This window comes from Shewanella sp. BF02_Schw (genome assembly GCF_014596695.2).
Taxonomy (GTDB): domain Bacteria; phylum Pseudomonadota; class Gammaproteobacteria; order Enterobacterales; family Shewanellaceae; genus Shewanella.
On record NZ_JABKAW020000003.1, the window covers coordinates 361,036 to 378,266 of the forward strand.

The 17,231-nt window shown below is 42.3% G+C and carries 8 protein-coding genes, 1 pseudogene and 1 CRISPR repeat array; of the genes and pseudogenes, 2 read left to right on the plus strand and 7 right to left on the minus strand.

Annotated features, from left to right (window positions below):
* Window positions 1-27: 27 nt before the first annotated feature.
* From HNW13_RS14180 to HNW13_RS14195, 4 genes are all read right to left on the minus strand, one after another.
* Entirely contained in the window at window positions 28-372 is a 345-nt protein-coding gene (locus tag HNW13_RS14180; protein ID WP_192116042.1) for a hypothetical protein, read from the minus strand.
* 1,179 nt (window positions 373-1,551) lie between these two features.
* Window positions 1,552-3,075, minus strand: a complete 1,524-nt coding sequence (locus HNW13_RS14185) for a hypothetical protein (protein ID WP_192116043.1) — start codon at window positions 3,073-3,075, stop codon at window positions 1,552-1,554.
* Window positions 3,075-4,343 (minus strand): site-specific integrase, encoded by a 1,269-nt coding sequence (locus HNW13_RS14190; protein ID WP_208062881.1) that lies wholly within the window; start codon window positions 4,341-4,343, stop codon window positions 3,075-3,077. Before HNW13_RS14190 ends, HNW13_RS14185 begins: the two co-directional genes overlap by 1 nt.
* A 595-nt stretch (window positions 4,344-4,938) precedes the next feature.
* Entirely contained in the window at window positions 4,939-5,178 is a 240-nt protein-coding gene (locus HNW13_RS14195; RefSeq protein WP_192116044.1) for a helix-turn-helix transcriptional regulator, read from the minus strand.
* Between the two features lie 156 nt (window positions 5,179-5,334).
* Here HNW13_RS14195 and HNW13_RS14200 point away from each other — a divergent pair, with 156 nt between their 5' ends.
* Window positions 5,335-5,844 carry a hypothetical protein gene (locus HNW13_RS14200; RefSeq protein ID WP_192116045.1) on the plus strand — a complete coding sequence of 170 codons (510 nt, stop codon included), beginning with the start codon at window positions 5,335-5,337 and terminating at the stop codon, window positions 5,842-5,844.
* A 159-nt stretch (window positions 5,845-6,003) separates the two neighbouring features.
* Here the strand turns inward: HNW13_RS14200 and HNW13_RS14205 are convergent, their stop codons facing one another.
* Window positions 6,004-6,414: an antitoxin Xre/MbcA/ParS toxin-binding domain-containing protein gene (locus HNW13_RS14205; RefSeq protein WP_192116046.1), complete on the minus strand. Its 411-nt coding sequence runs from the start codon at window positions 6,412-6,414 to the stop codon at window positions 6,004-6,006.
* Window positions 6,415-6,449: 35 nt separating this feature from the next.
* Here HNW13_RS14205 and HNW13_RS14210 point away from each other — a divergent pair.
* Window positions 6,450-6,614: pseudogene (locus HNW13_RS14210) on the plus strand (IS4 family transposase); the annotation flags it as partial.
* Between the two features lie 586 nt (window positions 6,615-7,200).
* Window positions 7,201-15,382: a CRISPR direct-repeat array (repeat unit 28 nt; unit sequence TTTCTAAGCTGCCTGTGTGGCGGTGAAC).
* A gap of 128 nt (window positions 15,383-15,510) precedes the next feature.
* Here HNW13_RS14210 and cas6f read toward each other — a convergent pair.
* Both cas6f and csy3 read right to left on the minus strand, forming a co-directional pair.
* On the minus strand, window positions 15,511-16,164 hold the full coding sequence (cas6f, locus tag HNW13_RS14215; protein ID WP_192116047.1) for a type I-F CRISPR-associated endoribonuclease Cas6/Csy4: 654 nt from the start codon (window positions 16,162-16,164) through the stop codon (window positions 15,511-15,513).
* A 24-nt stretch (window positions 16,165-16,188) separates the two neighbouring features.
* Complete coding sequence (gene csy3 / locus HNW13_RS14220; protein WP_192116048.1) at window positions 16,189-17,223, minus strand: type I-F CRISPR-associated protein Csy3; 1,035 nt, start codon at window positions 17,221-17,223, stop codon at window positions 16,189-16,191.
* Window positions 17,224-17,231 lie beyond the last annotated feature (8 nt).

Consider the following 17,231-nt stretch of genomic DNA (forward strand, 5'->3'; position numbering starts at 1 on the left):
GTAATAATAAAGGTTGATAATTGGAATTTAAAAGGGGGTAAGGGCTACATCGATACGTTCAATGCACTCTTGTAGCTCAAAGACAAATACAGTACTGCCCGGACCGTGTTCAACATCTTTCTTTGTTAGCTCATAAGACCGACCTGAGTTAACAGCAGAAACAATTAACTGACCAACGTTCGATTCAACCAAATCATACTCAACAGAAATGGCGACTTCACCTGAATAAGCGCAGCCGTCATAACTGGTGTTGTTTAATACATCGAACGATACAGATTGATTAGCTGCAATAGAAGGTAATCCTACAAAATAAAAAAATACTAAACCTATGTTCAATCTTCTTAATGTAGGGGAAAACATCCTTTTGTGCATATATTGAAATCCATTTGCAAATTTAAAGTTGCTGATACTCGAATCCGAAGAAAATATGCTCAATTTTACATTCTGTCAACATAATAAAATCAACTTTTCGAAATTATTTTTTAACCACTAATCGAAGAGAAAATCGAAGCATTATCAATAATCGAGTTTTAGGAGATTCACCATTAGGTTTTGCAGTTTTACTATTGGTTATGATTAAATTTGATCGCCTCATGCTCATGCTTTCTCTAAGAAGTGTTGTCTTGATACCAGGGTAAAACAGAGGGATCATCAAATTGATTATTTTTCACTTCATTAGACCTAATTGTTACTCATAACCGATTAGGGTTATTGAAGCATTCCAACTAATTGAATGCTACTGTCTTTAGTTGGCTGTTGGGGTTCAAAGGGGTACCCCTTTGCCCGTAGCAACTATCCGATCTTTTGGGAACCAAAAGTGGGATAGTTGCGTACCGGGTTTCACTGTAATCCCATTAAACAAATGGGTTAATCTTGAAAGCTTTTCGTTGTTGTTATCAATACTCAAATAAAATACTGTCGGTGTGATAAATTAGCCGATTAGGGTAAAAATTAGCTCCTGTACGCACTTAATTGCATTTTTATGGGCATAAAAAAGCTAATAATTAAATACAGCAACTTTTTGTACGTTTTTTACTCTCCTAGAGAGCGAAAAATATTAGCCTCTAAAACCGCTCGCTCTCTGCTGTAGTGAAATATTTACAGTTTCTCGGGCCTCGTCCAGTGCTGACCGTCATTTTTGTTCTTGTTTTGCTTGTTTTACCAGCAACTGAGCCATATTTGGCAGTGCTCGTGCCAAGTGGGGCACAAGCACAGCCCAAATTGACCATACCAATATTTGTGGCGAAGCCCTAAATTATCAATATTAAATCAATCAAATGTGATCCCCCCATACATCATTTTTATACAGAACCAACTCGTTACTACTCCTCTATCTGCTCAACTGAACACGCAATCTCTCGAACTCATCCATATCCTCATCTCCATCAAACATTTCAATTGCCACCAATAAAAATCCGTTATCCCTCACCATAAAAATAACCCGTCTTGATTATCTTTAAACGTAAAAAAATCCACCTCAAAGGCGGACTTTTTAGTTGGCTTAAACCATAAACGCTGTTGTTCATTTAGAACAACTGAGATGGAGTTTATCTACATTGATAAGTCATCATCTTTCCTGTTTAATTCATCATGATTGTTTTCAGCCAATTTATTCACTAATTCCTTATCCTCAAGTACGGTGACAAGTCTCTGGAATGCGGGTTGTAAAAAAGCTGGCAGATATTCAGTAAATTTGTAGACGATAGGAGTAAAGAATTTCTTAGTTAATTCAGGCTGCTTTTGAGCCCTGAAAAAAGTTCTAGACGCAAGCCCTTCCAGCATCGAAAACATTATAGAGGCAACTTTTCTCTCTCTTCCCTCAATCTGAGCCAGCATGCCTTCCCTTTGAGCAATATTTTCATCCAATATGATTAACCTTGATTCTTTTTTTGCTAACTTGCGCTTTGTGTTAGCCAGTTGCTCATCTGCAATGGATTGCATCTGCTGTGTTTTTAATAAAGTAACTTCAGCTTCTTTGGCCTTCTCAATCACTTGGGTGGCAAATTGAAATTCTCTGGAAGATTTTGATTTCTTGCTTTCTTTCTTCATTCTTGCGAGCCGTTCATTATCAATTTGGGTCTTATCATTGAACTCTGCACGTAAACCGCAAGGTTCAAAAAGATGTTTATTGATATAATCATTAAACATTCTCTGCATATGATAAGTAATTTTTGAACTCTGCTTTTTTGTCATGCGCCCAGACTCATTTAGACACTCATCTGATTGACCATTCTCTCGCAGATAAACGTTAATGCGTTTAATTTGTGCAACCCTTAAATCATAGTTACCAGTGATAGAATTCATTCCAGAGATATATGCGTGAACATGACCGACATGATTTTCATTAGTGAGCCGTTCATCATCATGTAATATCATCATTTCTATAGGGTAGTCAGGGTAGTGAGATGAGATAAACTGCTTTAGCGCCCCCATCATATCAAGATGGCTTACCTGCTCTGCACTGATATTATTCACGGCTGGAATTTTAAATAAGACTTCTTGAAACTTAGTGGCATTGCGCGTTCGGGGCACTGGAATGAGTTTGTTATGCGTTTCTAAGTAATTAAACAGTTGCTTTACGCGCTGGTCTTTTCGCGTCATATCGAATGACTCAAAAGTATTTAGCGCCTGACAGATATCGATAGTGTCTTCGCTTGACAAAATTTGAACGATGAACTCAGCAGCCTCACCCAAAAGCGCACCACCCGTCACCCATTTGTTCAATTTATTTTTAGCTTTGGATTTTACTTTTCTGCGTTTATCATCAGCCCGGCCTTTCTCTGGCCCTAGTAATCGTTCTTTTAGACTGTGTTTTTGCTCATCTGACAAGCTATCTAAAGCAACGACATTGCCATCCGGCAATGCAATGAGATTGTTTTGAGTTAATTCCTCATTCCATTCCGGTAAATAATGACTATCTGAATGCGATATTTTTTCTAGCTCATTGAGATGTAGCACGTTACCTTTAGGTGCATTTATTCGCAGTGAATGAGCCAGGCTTGTATTACCCATCGCTCGGCCGTTTTTATTCATAGTACAATTAAAAATAGAGAAAAATACCGATATAAGACTCATCACATTCCCTCCCTGTCAGGCTGCCCAAGTAACTGGCTAATGCATTGCATCAATACTTGCGGGTGTTGCTGTAAAAAGGCTTTTAGCTGACTCGATGTGAGCGAAATGTCATTGTTGATAATGGTCGTTAGTGCTGATGTTTGAGCGCTGACCGAGGGAGGCACAGTATTTTGCTTTGGTGACAATTCCCCTTGATGAATTAATGTCGATGTAATATCTGCTTCTTGAGTATTAGCTTGAGTAAAAATGCCGCTAAACTGTTGCTCAACTCTATTAACAAAATCAGGTGCATCTGCACACATCCAGCGTGCATAGTGGATGTCAATCATTGCAGTGCTTTCGTGCCCTAGTTGTCGGGCTATCCACTCTTTTGAGACACCAGATGTCAGAGCTTGACTTGCAAAAGTGTGTCTAAGTTGTCCTGCGCCGCGGTGCTTCACCTCGGCCGATATTAAGAATGGTGTGAAAAACGTTTTATTAAATTGTTTCGCACTTAGAAAAGGCTGATTTGTCTGAGTGTTGTAGAAAACGAGTGATAAATTTTCTATTTTTTTCGTTTTATTGTCGCGTTGAAGCACTGATATTTTTCTAGCTTTTCGATGACCTGTAATCAATTTTTGTTGTGTTAATATACTAATAGCAGAAGCACATAACTCTACTGTACGTTGAGAACCTGGGGTTTTTGGAGTTTTATATTGTTTATCAACTAACGCAATTTTGACTTTGAGTTTTGCATTAATAAAGTCAATATCTTCCCAGCTTATTGCCAACAACTCACTTATACGAAGCCCCGTGAGCGCACATAACTGAAAAGCATTTTTCCCTGATAAACATCTAACGTTTGTTTGTGCTAACGCTGTTAATTCAGCTCGAGTGAAAGGATTTGGCTCAGCGTGACAAACACTTAAATTTTGAATGCCTTCCATTGGATTACGGGTTATCACGCCATCGCGAAACGCATTATTAAATATCGCACGCAGAATGATATAAAACTCATTAATTGATTTGTTTACATAGCTTTTATGTAATTTTTGACGCAACTGAATAATGTCACTGTGCGTGACAGAATCAATATAACGCTTCCCCATTATTTTAATGATTTTTGATGCTTTGCAGCGCTCAGAACGTAAAGTCGAAGGTGCCACTTCATATTTTCGAGAAGATAAATATTGTTGAACATAAAACTTGATACTCAAGTCTTGCATAACTAACCCTTTGCGACTCTGCGGTCGCTTTTCTTGCGGGTAGGTTAACATGTTTTTAAACACACACAACACATAAAACAAAAATAATGCTTATATTTCAATAATTTATATAACTTTAATATTTTAAAAAGTCAATATTACAACGTAATAAACAAAATAAAACATTACATAATCACAGTGTTAAATGTCATAGCGAACACGTTTAACATGACTGAAATCATCGTCAATAATTTATATTATGAGTAAATTATTTTTTGAATATGTAGAAAAAAGGCTGAGGGAGGAAGTATTAACGCTTCGTCATGACACAGTAATGTTACCGACATTGTTGAGCTGTCATAGCATGCAGTAACTTAGTCAACTTTACAGTCATCACTTTTAATACAAACAAAGTATCGCTAGATGAGATTGTATATTGATGGGCAAAAATTATATTTGGCAGCTTTACCCACCTTAGCCGTTTATCTTGTGCTTAAGTGGCTTTTGCAAGTTTGAATCATACATAAAAAGCATTGATACTCGTTATACCGCAAATACTGTCATAGAGTTGTTCTAGACGTGCTTCGATAAGATTATTCTCGTAACTGCATTACGCAGCATATCGTCTCTTCTAACGTTAAATAAACCTTCACTTTACTCAACAATCTTGTGTCTTAAGCTATTCAGCCTCAAGTAAAATCGCTTTCTCGTCTGGGATTAAATCATGCACTGAGCATTCAAGAATCGCTGCAATAACATACACTTTCTCTAAGCTGATGCTTTTCTCACCGCGCTCTACGATACCGATATAGTTGAGGCTAAAGCCGCATTGCTGTGACAGGTCTTTCTGAAGTATGTCTTTTTCTTTTCTTTTTTCTGCGAGTTTTTTTCCAAACTCAATCGCAATATTTTTTTTCATTCTTATCTTGTAGATTAAATTAAAACACACTATAGTGTGTTTTGTGGTGATTAATCACTTAGCTAATATCAGTTTGCCGCTGCCTTATTAGCTAAGCGCTCTCCCACGGATGCTAGCATCCGTGGGTTTATTTACTCACAACTCGAATCCTTCAAAATGACACAAGTTGATTTTATAGACATTATTAATAAACATTGCCCCGTCGTGTTTACTACTGAGTATTTGTTACAAGCCCTTATCTATACGTATGAGACTGAAGATGCCGCCATTCTTCGAAAATGCATGCATAACCACTTGTATCGATTAGAGAAACACCACTTTGTGAAACGGCTTTCTCCTAAAAGAAGTCGCAACGCACAATATGAACAACGGTTCAGTCTACAAGCCCCAATTCATATGCTATCCAAAAGACCAGACAGTACTTTACATAAGCACATTGATAATCAGAGCATGGTAAAAAACCACTATAATGTACTTCAGCAACATATCAAGCAGTTAACACATAAACTCAATGCTTTTAAATTGCTTAGTCATAAGTTTCATTTATATAGCCCCATCATCAATGGCAAAATCAAGGTGTTAGATACCGAGCTATATGCAAAAGGCATTGAGCTCAATGCTGTCAATGAATTGATAGATGAAATCAAAAAATCGAGCAGAGGTTGAGCGTAAGTTGGCAAAAGGAATTATTGACTAAGGCATACTATTCGCACCGTAGGGGAAATCGTCATTAGGCTAACGGCATTTGGCCGTTGAAAAAATGTTGATGGAATAGAGTTTGGTAATTAAAATTGTCGTCAACGCGCTGTAAATCCACTGAGGTTGTTACGCCGTCATGCCATAAGATAACTTAGTTATCGTCGCATTAACCATGTCAATACCAATGGTGGTATCTAATAGTGTTATCGGTTGTTGATTAGCAAACGCCTGGTTGGGTGTCTTTAGCCATAAAAGCATTTTATCTTGCGTACCAAAATATTCTGTTCCTGCTTGAATAGTACTGATGAGCATCAACACACGCTCGGTCGCGATGGCTGGCAACAGCTTATCGTGAAGTCTTAATTTTACCCCTAATACTGTTTCTAATTCACGCCTAGGTAAGCCAGTTAACGTCATCGCATTAGCTAGCATGTCAGCGGTTAACCCCTGCCGAATAAGCTCTATATCGCTATATGACTCATGATGAGGAGCATTGATGCATGTACCAACTAATGCTGAATGTGCTTCATTGAACATACAGGCCGACTCCAACAGAAAATGGTATTTGATAGCAGTATAATGCAATAAATGACTTATATAGGGCTGTACTATCCATTGTCAAATTAGGAAAAGAAGTGCTGAGAAGGCCAACGTACACCCTTAAAGCATAGACAATTTATTGGGCAATAAACGAATATATCAAAATGATTCATACCGTTGGCAGGACTAAATTATGAAAGGTTCAGACAGGTGGCTGCGTCGTAGCGTTTCACTAATCTATAAATGAGGCGGGTAACGCCTATACTGTATTTTTAAAATACCGAGGAACACTGTCGTCAATAAAATATAAAAAAATTTATTTTGCGCCTCTATTCTTTGATCTCAAAAAAGCTTTTTAAAGCTCTTTATTGATCTCAATGAAAGCTCTTTTTGCTTTACCAAATTCTAGCAAAAAACACTAGAATTTAATTAACCCAGACCCTGCATGGGGTCGGGTTAGCTCTTGGTATATATGTATATAACCAAGAAAGATCAAAAGAATTTTACAAATTTAATATTTCTTGTCAATAGTAAAAGAGGTTTATTTTCAGTATATTAATAAAGATTAATCCTTACACCTGGACATGTTAAATAATAGTTGTCTGTACAAAACTAAATCCGTATTTCGTAACCAAAAAGAATCAGATTTAACACTTACGAGACAATTATGTAGTAGCAAAAGTAAATCTAAATACTCACCAATATTTCATATGAAATTTGTATCTGTTAGCAAATATCCTGACACTGGGGGTAGTGGCAATGTAAAAATATGAAATCACTCTTTTTCTAAGCTGCCTGTGTGGCGGTGAACTTCCCTTGGGAGAACTTAAATATAGTTGAGTATTTCTAAGCTGCCTGTGTGGCGGTGAACTGGCTAAATTGCCGTTTCCCTTGTTTCTAAGCTGCCTGTGTGGCGGTGAACTCAAGTCAAGGCCGACCGCATAGCTTTTTGCGTTTCTAAGCTGCCTGTGTGGCGGTGAACACTCATGCGTCGTTTATTGTTTCGGGCTACATTTTCTAAGCTGCCTGTGTGGCGGTGAACCCGTTGCCATAATCCCGCCAATCATCATCTCTTTTCTAAGCTGCCTGTGTGGCGGTGAACCCAGCGAGGTCACTAAGCACTTGGCACTAGAATTTCTAAGCTGCCTGTGTGGCGGTGAACCAAGCTACCGATGTTAAATTCTATACATGCATTTTCTAAGCTGCCTGTGTGGCGGTGAACAACGCTATGATTACCGGATGACTCATGTTAAATTTCTAAGCTGCCTGTGTGGCGGTGAACCTTTTCCTCGCCACTTCACAATGACAGCTTATTTTCTAAGCTGCCTGTGTGGCGGTGAACTGAACCACTGCCCGCACCAAAATCAACATTGCTTTCTAAGCTGCCTGTGTGGCGGTGAACAGTGCTGTGACCGCAGATGCGTTGATTATATCTTTCTAAGCTGCCTGTGTGGCGGTGAACAATACATTATTGATGATTTTCAGTTATCTAATTTTCTAAGCTGCCTGTGTGGCGGTGAACTGCCCATTTGTTCTTGTTGCTGTGTTTTTAATTTTCTAAGCTGCCTGTGTGGCGGTGAACAATGGCACCATATCAGGAAGCACGGATGCTTTTTTCTAAGCTGCCTGTGTGGCGGTGAACTTCGCCAGGTTAAGCGCATGCCTGTGATGACTTTTCTAAGCTGCCTGTGTGGCGGTGAACTTAACCGCTTGGTGGTCTGGTTTGGTGCCAAATTTCTAAGCTGCCTGTGTGGCGGTGAACACCAGCTTTTGCATAAAGCGACATGCACGTTCTTTCTAAGCTGCCTGTGTGGCGGTGAACACCGAAAGCGCAATCTTTGCGCCTGTATTGGCTTTCTAAGCTGCCTGTGTGGCGGTGAACTCAGTATCGTATTGAGGTGTATATGTTCAGATTTTCTAAGCTGCCTGTGTGGCGGTGAACTTGCTCGCCTTGCGATGCGTACTCTATTGGTTTTTCTAAGCTGCCTGTGTGGCGGTGAACGAGGCTCTAAGACAAAATATCCAATGCTTACGTTTCTAAGCTGCCTGTGTGGCGGTGAACATCTGGAAAATTGCATTATGTATGCGCTGGCCTTTCTAAGCTGCCTGTGTGGCGGTGAACAAAGAGGGTAATGATCATGATTGATTTAAAAATTTCTAAGCTGCCTGTGTGGCGGTGAACTTGCTGACGTATTGCACGGCGTATTCCATTACTTTCTAAGCTGCCTGTGTGGCGGTGAACTATATCCCTTAATCCAATGCTCAATCTTTTTATTTCTAAGCTGCCTGTGTGGCGGTGAACTGCAGCTGGCAACACCAATCACTACATTGTCATTTCTAAGCTGCCTGTGTGGCGGTGAACGACACTTTGCAATGGTATAAAAACGGGTTGCTTTTCTAAGCTGCCTGTGTGGCGGTGAACAAAAATACCAATGTTTGTTTGAACTGTTGGCCTTTCTAAGCTGCCTGTGTGGCGGTGAACACGGTTCGAGCGGGTCAACAGATAGCGGTACATTTCTAAGCTGCCTGTGTGGCGGTGAACTACATGGCATCGTTGGCCATTTCGACCTTGGCTTTCTAAGCTGCCTGTGTGGCGGTGAACCTACTGCTATTGTAAAAGCAATGGTCTTATTGTTTCTAAGCTGCCTGTGTGGCGGTGAACCAAGCCGCGCCCCCGCCAATGGCTAGCCCGTTTTTCTAAGCTGCCTGTGTGGCGGTGAACGACGATTTACATTTACCGCAATCACCCAAGGCTTTCTAAGCTGCCTGTGTGGCGGTGAACATATTCAGCCAAGGTGAACGTGACGCGCCATTTTTCTAAGCTGCCTGTGTGGCGGTGAACTATTTTTACATGTTGCGCACATGCCACCTTTATTTCTAAGCTGCCTGTGTGGCGGTGAACGATTTAAGGCGAAGCCATACCTGTGCACAGCATTTCTAAGCTGCCTGTGTGGCGGTGAACCTTTGTGCGCTTGTTTACGGATTCTGCTGCGTTTTCTAAGCTGCCTGTGTGGCGGTGAACGTTTTTAAACCCTGACAACCTAGCTTGTCCAATTTCTAAGCTGCCTGTGTGGCGGTGAACTTGAAGATGGTAAGCCAGTATTTAATGAGCAATTTCTAAGCTGCCTGTGTGGCGGTGAACTATTTCCTGCAAAATACGTCCGTCAGCTATAATTTCTAAGCTGCCTGTGTGGCGGTGAACAAATGGCATGTTTTCCGTTGGCAACTCAGATATTTCTAAGCTGCCTGTGTGGCGGTGAACTTTGTTGTGGCTGTGGTGCTGGTCTTTTTTGCGTTTCTAAGCTGCCTGTGTGGCGGTGAACCAGCGGAAATAATCAATACTCAAATCCCTACATTTCTAAGCTGCCTGTGTGGCGGTGAACATAGACTAGAGCAAGGCGCATCGCTGTGGGACTTTCTAAGCTGCCTGTGTGGCGGTGAACCGGGAGGGGTTTTTTATGGTGGTACGTACTACTTTCTAAGCTGCCTGTGTGGCGGTGAACAGTGGCAGCCTATGAGAATATTCTCACCATCTTTTCTAAGCTGCCTGTGTGGCGGTGAACTGGTGCAGCTAGTGCCAATGCTTATTTTTGGATTTCTAAGCTGCCTGTGTGGCGGTGAACCTTTTTTGCATGATAGCGAACCTCCAGCTGGTTTTCTAAGCTGCCTGTGTGGCGGTGAACAGCTACCACCGCAGCCAAATAGCCATGTGTGCTTTCTAAGCTGCCTGTGTGGCGGTGAACAAAAGCCACGGGGCTGGGCGACATACATTGAATTTTCTAAGCTGCCTGTGTGGCGGTGAACTACGTTCAGACCCTCGTCTTGTTGTATTGGTATTTCTAAGCTGCCTGTGTGGCGGTGAACTATTTTTACATGTTGCGCACATTCCACCTTTATTTCTAAGCTGCCTGTGTGGCGGTGAACAATCAGAAAGCGTCTTTATGCGTTCCCTTGATTTTCTAAGCTGCCTGTGTGGCGGTGAACTCATCACTGCAAAGCAGCTCTTAATCTTTTAATTTCTAAGCTGCCTGTGTGGCGGTGAACGCAACCACTTTGGCAGTAACACGTCACGTTTATTTCTAAGCTGCCTGTGTGGCGGTGAACAATTTTTAAAACTTAATGAATTGAAAGTGGGCTTTCTAAGCTGCCTGTGTGGCGGTGAACAATCGCAGCAATATCACCTTGCCCTAGATTGATTTCTAAGCTGCCTGTGTGGCGGTGAACAATTAAAGGTGAAGGGGCGGTTCGACTAGTCTTTTCTAAGCTGCCTGTGTGGCGGTGAACTTAAATACTTATCGGCAAACCTAGCAATGAAATTTCTAAGCTGCCTGTGTGGCGGTGAACTACTGCGGGGCTTAATGTCGGTTAACGATGCATTTCTAAGCTGCCTGTGTGGCGGTGAACAATCACAGCTAAACGTACCAGTGTCATCATAATTTCTAAGCTGCCTGTGTGGCGGTGAACAGTGCCGTGAACGCAGATGCGTTGATTATATTTTTCTAAGCTGCCTGTGTGGCGGTGAACGGCACCTCAGTTTTTCTAATTCACTTTGAATGTTTCTAAGCTGCCTGTGTGGCGGTGAACGAAATGAACCATATCAGATAGTACCTCCTGATGTTTCTAAGCTGCCTGTGTGGCGGTGAACAAACGAATACTGATAGAATTTTTTGTTTGCCTTTTCTAAGCTGCCTGTGTGGCGGTGAACGCGGTTAAAGTTGCCGTGGAATGACCCAGTATTTTCTAAGCTGCCTGTGTGGCGGTGAACTTTCTTCTGTGATAGTAGCTCCTGCGGCCGCTTTTCTAAGCTGCCTGTGTGGCGGTGAACTTGATAAACGTTTGCGGGAATAACAGTTGATCTTTCTAAGCTGCCTGTGTGGCGGTGAACAAACCAATACGTGCTAGTTGTTCCGCCAGATGTTTCTAAGCTGCCTGTGTGGCGGTGAACATACCCGCACAGCTAAAGAGAAACTAGGCTTATTTCTAAGCTGCCTGTGTGGCGGTGAACCTTGTTCTCGCGTTTAGCTAGCCACTGGTGATTTTCTAAGCTGCCTGTGTGGCGGTGAACTTAACGAGGCTTTGCGGGCGTTCTATCTTGGCTTTCTAAGCTGCCTGTGTGGCGGTGAACTGCCATAAACACAGGGACAGGGTTTTTATCGTTTTCTAAGCTGCCTGTGTGGCGGTGAACTCAATAAGTTTTTTGAGGTTAAACGCAGCGAATTTCTAAGCTGCCTGTGTGGCGGTGAACATTCTATTGCATACCAACTGACTCACTGCGCATTTCTAAGCTGCCTGTGTGGCGGTGAACATAGAGTTTTTAACCATGGTTAATGAATTGCGTTTCTAAGCTGCCTGTGTGGCGGTGAACTTACCATTTTGTATAGTGGGGTTATCGTTGTCTTTCTAAGCTGCCTGTGTGGCGGTGAACTGAAGCGTGTCATTATTGACGCTCCAGTTGATTTTCTAAGCTGCCTGTGTGGCGGTGAACATCCTGCTCCGTCGGGCTCTTATACCATCCTTTTTCTAAGCTGCCTGTGTGGCGGTGAACAAAACCCGCACAATGGCGGGTTTTGTCTTGTCTTTCTAAGCTGCCTGTGTGGCGGTGAACTTATCCGCAAGCGCTTGGCTTTTTTCTGCTGCTTTCTAAGCTGCCTGTGTGGCGGTGAACTGAGCAAGGCTTTAGCCAATGGCAGTCTGAGATTTCTAAGCTGCCTGTGTGGCGGTGAACCTAACAGCATCATTTGCGGGTTAGCTGTTTTTTTTCTAAGCTGCCTGTGTGGCGGTGAACTAAATCATCAAGCATGGTGATGATCTCTTTGTTTTCTAAGCTGCCTGTGTGGCGGTGAACATTTTCTGCTGAACCGCCGATTGCATGTAAACTTTCTAAGCTGCCTGTGTGGCGGTGAACTTACTAATTTAATTAAAGCTGTAATGGCGTAATTTCTAAGCTGCCTGTGTGGCGGTGAACGCTTTGGTGATGTAGTCGATAGTTTTCAATCTTTTCTAAGCTGCCTGTGTGGCGGTGAACCAACAGGACTAAGTTTAACGCCTGTTGTTAATTTTCTAAGCTGCCTGTGTGGCGGTGAACTTGGCGTTCGTGAAGGAGCTGAAGTGTATAAATTTCTAAGCTGCCTGTGTGGCGGTGAACCCCAGCGTGATGCGATATTGCAAAGCCGGTGTTTTCTAAGCTGCCTGTGTGGCGGTGAACAAATAAAACCACCACTCGCGATTAACGGGTAATTTCTAAGCTGCCTGTGTGGCGGTGAACTCATGAACACCCCGTCAGCATCTAAGTATATATTTCTAAGCTGCCTGTGTGGCGGTGAACATATGGAGCTGAACTCTTCATGGGATCTTCTGTTTCTAAGCTGCCTGTGTGGCGGTGAACACGTAGTTAAGCAAATAGAATCGGCTAGAGAATTTCTAAGCTGCCTGTGTGGCGGTGAACACGGCGATAACATACTTGTAAATAATGAGACATTTCTAAGCTGCCTGTGTGGCGGTGAACACATTTGAACACACTAGGATTGCTCGTTGGTTTTTCTAAGCTGCCTGTGTGGCGGTGAACGCGCTTAACTGATTCCGCGCCGCTTTCATTAATTTCTAAGCTGCCTGTGTGGCGGTGAACTTTGGATATTTCAGGGTCGATTGATGGGGTCTTTTCTAAGCTGCCTGTGTGGCGGTGAACATCGCCGCTGTGAATGATGGTCATTTCGATTTTTTCTAAGCTGCCTGTGTGGCGGTGAACTCGCATCAATAGCGGTTACTTTGTGCCCTAATTTTCTAAGCTGCCTGTGTGGCGGTGAACGTGATGCAGATTTACAGATAGTTGAATTGGAATTTCTAAGCTGCCTGTGTGGCGGTGAACGCTTTGGTGATGTAGTCGATAGTTTTCAATCTTTTCTAAGCTGCCTGTGTGGCGGTGAACGTAAATCTAGCTATTTACAATTAGTGCTAGTATTTCTAAGCTGCCTGTGTGGCGGTGAACTGGACTCGACCCCAATCAATACGATTGCCTGTTTTCTAAGCTGCCTGTGTGGCGGTGAACGCACAATTATGTTAGTGAAAATTCATAGCAGATTTCTAAGCTGCCTGTGTGGCGGTGAACGGGAAATACTGCACCCCCTTGGGCTTGCTGCTTTTCTAAGCAGCCTGTGTGGCGGTGAACTCATCGTTAGTGACAAACATTTGCTTGGCCATTTTCTAAGCTGCCTGTGTGGCGGTGAACAAACCTGCAATAGCGGCAAGTGATGCCTTGTTTTTCTAAGCTGCCTGTGTGGCGGTGAACTTTGCCAACATACTATCATATTGGTTTATTGTTTTCTAAGCTGCCTGTGTGGCGGTGAACCCGATTCAACGATGTTACCGTCAGACACGATATTTCTAAGCTGCCTGTGTGGCGGTGAACTATGTGATGGTCGCAGCACCTCATTGTTGTATTTTCTAAGCTGCCTGTGTGGCGGTGAACCGGTCAAGATTAGGCTAACACTTGGCTGTATATTTCTAAGCTGCCTGTGTGGCGGTGAACACGCGATCCCAGTTTTTAATGGGCCATCAGAATTTCTAAGCTGCCTGTGTGGCGGTGAACATAAAAACGGGTCACCTGTAAGCGGTGCAACTTTTCTAAGCTGCCTGTGTGGCGGTGAACTATTGGGTTGTGGCTTGTTGATCACTCATTGGTTTCTAAGCTGCCTGTGTGGCGGTGAACAGCGTATTGGCTACAGGTTAAAACGGGGGGTCTTTCTAAGCTGCCTGTGTGGCGGTGAACACATTAATAAACCTCGCAGTCACTGCCGCCAATTTCTAAGCTGCCTGTGTGGCGGTGAACCTTTAAGGAGCTTAATAATAAATAGTGGTGTTTTTCTAAGCTGCCTGTGTGGCGGTGAACTGCGCTTAGGTTTGGGTTTAGGGCTACCTTTTTTTCTAAGCTGCCTGTGTGGCGGTGAACCAGGGGAGTACCACGGGGGTGAGTTCCGTATATTTCTAAGCTGCCTGTGTGGCGGTGAACATGTCGTAAAGCTCTTTGTCAAAAAACCTTAATTTCTAAGCTGCCTGTGTGGCGGTGAACGAAGCAGAGTATTTTTCAACAAATCACGATTGTTTCTAAGCTGCCTGTGTGGCGGTGAACGACGCTACATACACTAACGGCTTTTACTTAGATTTCTAAGCTGCCTGTGTGGCGGTGAACACTTAGTGGCTATCGTTTGGGTGCGAAATGATTTTCTAAGCTGCCTGTGTGGCGGTGAACTATCTCATAACTAGCCGATTCAATATTGTTGATTTCTAAGCTGCCTGTGTGGCGGTGAACTAAAGGGTCAACAAGGGTCAAGCTCTACGCAATTTCTAAGCTGCCTGTGTGGCGGTGAACTTGGGGAGGGACAACTAAACCTTTTTGGGCAATTTCTAAGCTGCCTGTGTGGCGGTGAACCTTACCATCCTAGCGAGAGTGTGTTGCTAACCTTTCTAAGCTGCCTGTGTGGCGGTGAACACAAAGAACAAATTTTGGTATCTGGACATGGATTTCTAAGCTGCCTGTGTGGCGGTGAACAACAGGTTGAAACAAATCTCACCTCGGTGTAATTTCTAAGCTGCCTGTGTGGCGGTGAACTTGCATTGTTGCTACATATCCGCAAACACGTTTTTCTAAGCTGCCTGTGTGGCGGTGAACATTAGTCTCCCTTGGATTAATGAATCCTCCTCTTTCTAAGCTGCCTGTGTGGCGGTGAACTTGAAAAATACTCTGCTTCGCTTTTTTCGCACTTTCTAAGCTGCCTGTGTGGCGGTGAACAGTAAAATCTACCGGCGATATACAAGGGGATGTTTCTAAGCTGCCTGTGTGGCGGTGAACAAAGCCGTTGATGCTGGTTGTTCGGTTGATGATTTCTAAGCTGCCTGTGTGGCGGTGAACGATGTGCTAACCGCCCAACAAAAAAGTTTGTTTTTCTAAGCTGCCTGTGTGGCGGTGAACAATAGAATATCATGCAAAAAATAAGTTACAACAAGCTGTTAAGGTAAAATATGAATTTTTACCTACTTTTCACAGCAAATTGTAACTTATTGTTTTAGTTTCTAATTTTTAAAGAACAAAAATAAAGGTTAAAACTGGGGAATACTTGCCAGGTTTTCTTTATTGCTTTGATTCGCACTTAAACCATAGCAATTAAACGTTCCAACTTGTTGCTCAGTAACCTCTACCTTTTTGATAAACAGTGGAAATTTACGACTATCCGATACATTACGCTGTTTAGTTTCTTGGCTTTCTAACCAAATAAAGGGTAATGAGTTATCTGCTTTGGGTTTACTTTTTTCAAGCTCAACTAAACAAGTGTCAATTGGTTGCCCTGATTTTTCTGCCCAACGCTCAGCCTTACTCAGCATGTCTTTTTCTATTCGAGATTCGCCTTTAACTTGCTGCCTGACAAAAGCAACTTGTGTTACCTTTTCTGGCACAGGCTTAATCGACTTTATATGAACGTAATCTTCAAAACGATTTAACCATTTAGCAATATTTAACTCTGTTAGCTGTGATTGTTCATTTGCTAGCAGCCTTAATTGGTTGCCTAACGGAAATGCGTGCTCACCACTTTTTTCAGTACTATAACGAGGAAAACTAACGGCAATAGCAGACTCATTGTCGCTCACTTTGTTATCAACCAAGGCAATATGCACTTGTTGGTAAACCTTTTGCCAAATGAAACCAAGGGTAATGTCGGCTTCTGGCAATAAAGTGATATCAAGATAATATTTCATTTTCTTTCCTTATGAAATAAAAGACTATTTATCGCTTTCACCAAACACGCCGCCGCGTACAAGGATCGCCATTACGTAATGTTCATCTTCAACTCGCTCTAATTTAGTACCACGCGCCCACTGGTCAAAAAATGTGTAGAAATCTTGTTTGTCTGATGGTGTTCTATAAGCTTTACCTAGATTGGTAACCGCTCCGTAGGGTTCTATTGCTATAGGTCCCGCTGTTTTTTCTAGGTCATCAAATTCAGGGTACCAAGTGTCAATACTACGCAGTGCATTACCCACTTTTTGTGAGTGCATTGCTGCAATGTCGTTTACTGAATAAAGAATTTTACTTTTTTTACCTTTACCTTTATCAAGTACTAATTCTTCACTTGGATAAACTTCTTGTGCTTTACCCACTTGTACAAAGCAATTAATCTCTAGCATTAAAAAATCATCTTCGCTAGATAATGCAGCCGCGATACGATCACCTAATTCAATAACTTGTTTGTCATCATTGTTAAAATGACGGGTGCTAAATTGTGTTGCGTCAAATACCCAGGATTGTTTGCTATTTTTATTTAATGCGCTTACTTGTACTTCTATATTTTCTGCGCCGACACGGTTACGCCATAAAAAACGCCCATTGGCTATATTAAGGGCATAGCGCTTACCTAGTTCTTTAAAGCCTTCTTTACTGATGTAATCTCGTACTGCACTACTGTAACTTTGCTTAAATAAAGCGTTATTACATGCTGAAGGGGTATGTACGCCACCCAGTACTTTGAGCGTAAAATGCAGCTTTAACGTATCTTGTTCTGGCGCAAGTGCACAGCTATCCACGGTTTGTAGGTTAGCATTTTCCACTTTTGCATTAAGTTTGACGGGGTCGCCTTTTGTCGCCTTATCCAAACGATTTGAAATAGTGCCGCGCACCGATTTTTCAATGAGCTGTAACGGTGTGTGATTATTACTTTTATTGCGTTCATCCCACTGTGTGCCGTACATATAACCATCTGACGGTACTAGTTTCTTTTCAAATGCTAATACTGATGCGGTATCTTGATTTTTAGCCATGTTAATTT